The sequence below is a fragment of the Candidatus Izemoplasma sp. genome, assembly GCF_982632705.1.
The window spans coordinates 1-5,195 of sequence record NZ_CEXEES010000063.1 but is presented as its reverse complement, the minus strand read 5'-3'; the positions used below and the strand labels follow the sequence as shown (position 1 = coordinate 5,195).

The window sequence follows — 5,195 nt, the reverse complement described above, 5'->3', positions numbered from 1 at the left end:
AATACTGTAAGAGTAATTAGAAAACAATATCCTAACTTAGATATTGTTGCTGGAAATATAGTAACAAAAGAAGCTGCGAAAGCATTAGTAGATGCTGGTGCTGATACTGTTAAAGTCGGTGTTGGACCAGGTAGCATTTGTACAACTAGAGTTATTGCTGGTGTGGGTGTACCACAGATAACAGCTGTAAATGATGTATACGAATATTTAAAAGAAACTGATGCATGTGTTATCGCTGATGGTGGAATTAAATACTCAGGTGATATCGTAAAAGCATTAGCTGCAGGAGCAGATTGTGTTATGCTTGGTTCTTTATTAGCCGGTGTAAAAGAATCACCTGGTGAAGAAGTAATATACCAAGGAAGAAGATTCAAAACCTATGTTGGAATGGGATCATTGGCTGCTATGAAACGTGGTTCAAGTGATCGATATTTCCAAAAAGGAAATGGAGAAGCAAGAAAGTTAGTACCTGAAGGAATTGAAGGCCGTGTTCCGTATAAAGGTGAACTTGCAGATACTGTATATCAATTGGTTGGTGGGTTACGAAGCGGTATGGGATACTGTGGAACCAAATCAATCTATGAATTAATCAAGAATGGCCAATTCGTAAAAATTACTGGTGCAGGGTTAAAAGAATCACACCCTCATGATGTACATATAACTAAAGAAGCACCAAATTACACGAAATAATATTAGCGTATAATAGCTTAGATAAGGTAAGCAAGTCTCTACCCTAGACCGTAAATTCTAGGACTACGCAAAGAAAATCATTTAAATTTTAAATGAGATTTTTCTTTGTGAGAAATCTCATTTTTTTGTATTTTTAAGGAGGAAATCATGAATAAAATTGGAGTAATTATGGGAAGCACAAGTGACTGGGAAGTAATGAAAGAAGCTTGTAAAGTATTAGAAGAATTTGATGTGCCATACTCAAGAGATGTTGTTAGTGCACATAGAACACCTGAGAAATTATTTGATTATGCAAAGAATGCAAAATCATTAGGACACGAAGTTATAATTGCTGGAGCAGGTGGAGCTGCTCATTTACCAGGTATGGTCGCATCATTAACTACATTGCCTGTTGTAGGAGTACCTATTAAATCATCAAAATTAAGTGGGTTGGATAGCATGTTATCAATTGTTCAAATGCCACCAGGAGTACCTGTTGGAACAATGGCGATTGATGGTGCTAAAAATGCTGCTTTATTCGCAATCAGTATTCTTGCAGTGTATGATACTGAACTGGCAATAAAACTAGAACAATACAAGAAAAACCAAACAGACTATGTTCTGGAAAACAGAAAGTTAGTTCTATGATAATTGGAATAATTGGAGGAGGACAACTTGGAATGATGATGGCAGAAGCTGCTATTGAATTAGGACATGAAATTATTTCATTAGATCCTAATCCTAATTGTTCAATAACTAGGTTCTCTAAAGAACACATATATAAGGACTATAACGACGTGGATGCTCTTTCATATATTAATAGTACTTGCGATGTTATCACATATGAGTTTGAAAATGTGAACTTAGAAGTACTAAACATATATATTGATAAAATACCTCAGAAATTAGAAGCATTGAGAATTTCAAGAGATAGAATTGTTGAAAAACATTATGCAAGAAGATTAGGGATTACCACTCCAAAATATATGGAGTTAAGTAGTAGTGAAGCCCTATTTTACCCGTCGATAGTTAAGACTACTACTGGTGGATATGACGGTAAAGGGCAATACATGATTGATAAGTTAGAAGATGTTAATCAAATTGATTTTAATTCTGGATTCACATATATTTGCGAAGAACTAATACATTTCGACTATGAGATTTCGGTTGTTGCATCAAGAGATGTTTTTGGGAATATAGTTACTTTACCAATCCCGGTAAATAAGCATGTAAACGGAATACTACATACATCAACCATTACAAACGACATACCAATAATGATTCAAGAAAAGGCAATCAACTTCACAAAAAGAATAATATCAAATCTTGATTATATTGGAACACTTGCTGTTGAGTTTTTTGTTAGAGGAAGCGATGTTTTATTTAATGAATTTGCACCAAGGCCTCATAACTCTGGACACTACTCAATTGAAGGATGTACAACGTCACAGTTTAAGAATCACATCCTAGCAATTACAGGTGAAGAAGTTATTACTTCTGAACTGGTAAATCCTACTGTAATGCTTAATGTATTAGGTCAGAATAAATCCTATTATGAGCACGCTAGTATTTTTAAACATTGTGATGCACATGACTATTACAAAGATTCAAACAAACACAATAGAAAAATAGGACATATCACTTGTATGTCACCAAATAGTAAAAAGTTAAAAGTATTTATTGATACTATCACTAAGGAGAAATAACAATGAATAAAAGAAGAATATTTGTTGAAAGAAAAGCAGGGTTCGATATTGAACGAAATGATTTATATAAGGAGTTATTTGAGAATCTATCAATTGATATACCTTCATTAAGATATATCATGGTATACGATATTTTCAATATGGATAATGATATTTTTGAGAAAGCAAGTGTAGAAGTATTCTCTGAACCAAATAGAGATGAAATCACAGAAAAACCTAAACTACTTAAGAATGTTATCAGTTATGAATTCTTGCCAGGACAATTCGATCAACGTGCTGATTCAGCGGTTCAATGTATTAAACTAATGAATCCAAGTAGTGAATGTATTATCAAAAGTAGTACAGTAATTACCTTTAGTGAAACAATAAAAAAGAAACAACAAGATGAAATAAAAAACTACTTAATAAATAAAGTAGAAGCACGCGAGAAAGACCTTGAAGTATTAGAACTTGAAACTGTGAATAAACCAAAATCAGTTGAGATTGTTTCTGGGTTTATTGAATTGAATAAAACGGAACTTAAATCTCTTCACACTGATTATGGTCTTGCGATGACTTTAGACGATTTAGAGTTCATCCAAATGTATTTTAAAAACGATGAAAAAAGAGATCCTTTTATAACAGAGATTAAAGTATTAGATACATATTGGAGTGATCACTGTAGACACACAACATTTGAAACTGAGATTGTTGAAGCTGAGTTTCAAATGGACCGAATTACCCACCAAATAGAATTGGCATTTGAAGATTACTTACAAACAAGAAAAACACTAAAGAGAGATCATAAGCCAATTACATTAATGGATCTAGCTACTATCAATGCACGATACGAAAAGGCAACGGGTAACTTAGAAGATATCGAAGTGTCAGAAGAAGTAAATGCTGCAAGTATCTATATTGATGTGGATGTAAATGAGAAACCAGAAAAATGGCTTTTAATGTTTAAGAATGAAACACATAATCATCCAACAGAAATCGAACCGTTTGGTGGAGCTAGTACTTGTATCGGTGGAGCGATAAGAGACCCACTATCAGGTAGATCATATGTGTATTCTGCAATGAGAGTTACTGGTGCTGGGAATATCACTGAAGATATTAAAGATACTATTGAAGGAAAACTACCACAAAAAGTGATATCAAAAGGGGCAGCTCATGGGTATTCATCATATGGAAATCAAATTGGGTTAGCAACTACATTTGTAAAAGAAATCTATCATGAAGGATACAAAGCAAAACGCATGGAAATAGGTGCCGTTGTCGCAGCAGCTCCAGCGTCAAACGTTAGACGCGAATCACCATTACCTGGTGATATTGTTATTCTACTTGGTGGAAGAACTGGTAGAGATGGTATCGGTGGAGCTACCGGTTCATCAAAAACACATAACAAGAAATCAATTGAAACTTCAAGTGCAGAAGTCCAAAAAGGAAATGCACCTGAAGAAAGAAAAATACAAAGATTATTCAGAAATAAAGAAGTCACAAAACTAATAAAAAAATCAAACGACTTTGGTGCAGGTGGAGTAAGTGTAGCTATTGGAGAACTTGCAGACGGTTTGCTTATAGATTTAGATAAAGTACCGACAAAGTACGATGGAATAAATGGAACAGAACTTGCAATCAGTGAATCACAAGAACGTATGAGTGTAGTAATTGATAAAAAAGATCAACAGGCTTTCCTTGATTTATGTATCACTGAAAACATAGAAGCAGTGAAAATTGCTGATATCACAAAAGAGAAAAGATTAGTAATGAAGTGGAAAGGCAATGTAATCTGTGATCTAAACAGAGAGTTCATAGAAACATCTGGTATTAGACAAAAAACAGAAATCAATGTTGCCAAAGTTTCTAGGAATTATCCATTTGATAGATCCTATAATGGAACTAACACAAAAGAAAGAATAGAATCAATGCTACAGGATTTAAACGTATCATCACAACAAGGACTTGTTGAAATGTTCGATTCAACAATTGGTAGAACAACAGTTCTTGCACCTTACGGAGGTAAATACCAGCTAACTAAAACACAAAACAGTATACATAAAATACCTGTACTACATGGAACAACAAATACAGTAAGTATGATGAGTTATGGATTCAATCCATATATTAGTGAATGGAGTCCATTCCATGGTGCACAATATGCTGTCATTGAATCAATGGCAAAAAATGTTGCATCTGGTGGAGACTATAAATCAATCCGATTTACATTCCAAGAATACTTCGAACGATTAAGCAATGATACTCATAAGTGGGCAAAACCATTCAGTGCATTGCTAGGTGCATATAAATCTTTAAAAGAATTTAAACTCCCGGCTATCGGTGGAAAAGATTCAATGAGTGGTACTTATCATGACATCAACGTACCACCAACATTAGTATCGTTCGCTGTAAACACATCAACAGTAGATCAAATCATCAGTCCTGAGTTCAAAAAGGCGGGGAATTATGTATACCTAGTTAATCATGCTCCAGATAGAATCAATGTTCCTAATTATGAGTTATTAAGAGAGAACTTTGATTACATCAATGAGAACATAAAAGCGAAAAACATAATCAGTGCTTTTGCTCTAGAACATGGTGGATTATCTGAAGGTCTAATCAAATGTACTTTTGGGAACAAGGTTGGTATCGATATTACAACAATCTATCCATTATTTAAATTTAATTATGGGTCTATCATTGTAGAATCAAGCACAAAACTAGATTATCAAAACGCATTATATCTAGGTAGAACAATAAACGAAGCAAACATATATCTAAACGATGCAACATTCACAATTGACGAATGTATCAAACTAAATCAACAAACAATCAAGAAAG

The 5,195-nt window shown here is 33.8% G+C and carries 4 protein-coding genes and 1 riboswitch; all 4 genes read left to right on the top strand.

Going from position 1 to position 5,195, the window contains the following annotated elements; translation table 11 throughout:
• Positions 1-690 (top strand): IMP dehydrogenase (guaB, locus tag AC2LE6_RS07605; protein ID WP_484478669.1); only part of this gene is annotated, 690 nt, incomplete at its 5' end.
• A riboswitch (purine riboswitch) is annotated at positions 676-776 on the top strand. It overlaps the preceding gene by 15 nt.
• A gap of 58 nt (positions 777-834) precedes the next feature.
• On the top strand, positions 835-1,317 hold the full coding sequence (gene purE / locus AC2LE6_RS07600) for a 5-(carboxyamino)imidazole ribonucleotide mutase (protein ID WP_484478674.1): 483 nt from the start codon (positions 835-837) through the stop codon (positions 1,315-1,317).
• Positions 1,314-2,375 carry a 5-(carboxyamino)imidazole ribonucleotide synthase gene (locus AC2LE6_RS07595; protein WP_484478668.1) on the top strand — a complete coding sequence of 354 codons (1,062 nt, stop codon included), beginning with the start codon at positions 1,314-1,316 and terminating at the stop codon, positions 2,373-2,375. The genes purE and AC2LE6_RS07595 overlap by 4 nt, the downstream gene beginning before the upstream one ends.
• A 2-nt stretch (positions 2,376-2,377) precedes the next feature.
• Positions 2,378-5,195, top strand: a 2,818-nt coding sequence (locus AC2LE6_RS07590) for a phosphoribosylformylglycinamidine synthase (RefSeq protein ID WP_484478667.1), incomplete at its 3' end; no start/stop codon positions are given.

What these genes read in the sequence shown, in the direction of transcription:
- AC2LE6_RS07595 (WP_484478668.1), top strand. Translation starts at nt 1,314, where the DNA reads ATGATAATTGGAATAATTGGAGGAGGACAACTTGGAATGATGATGGCA.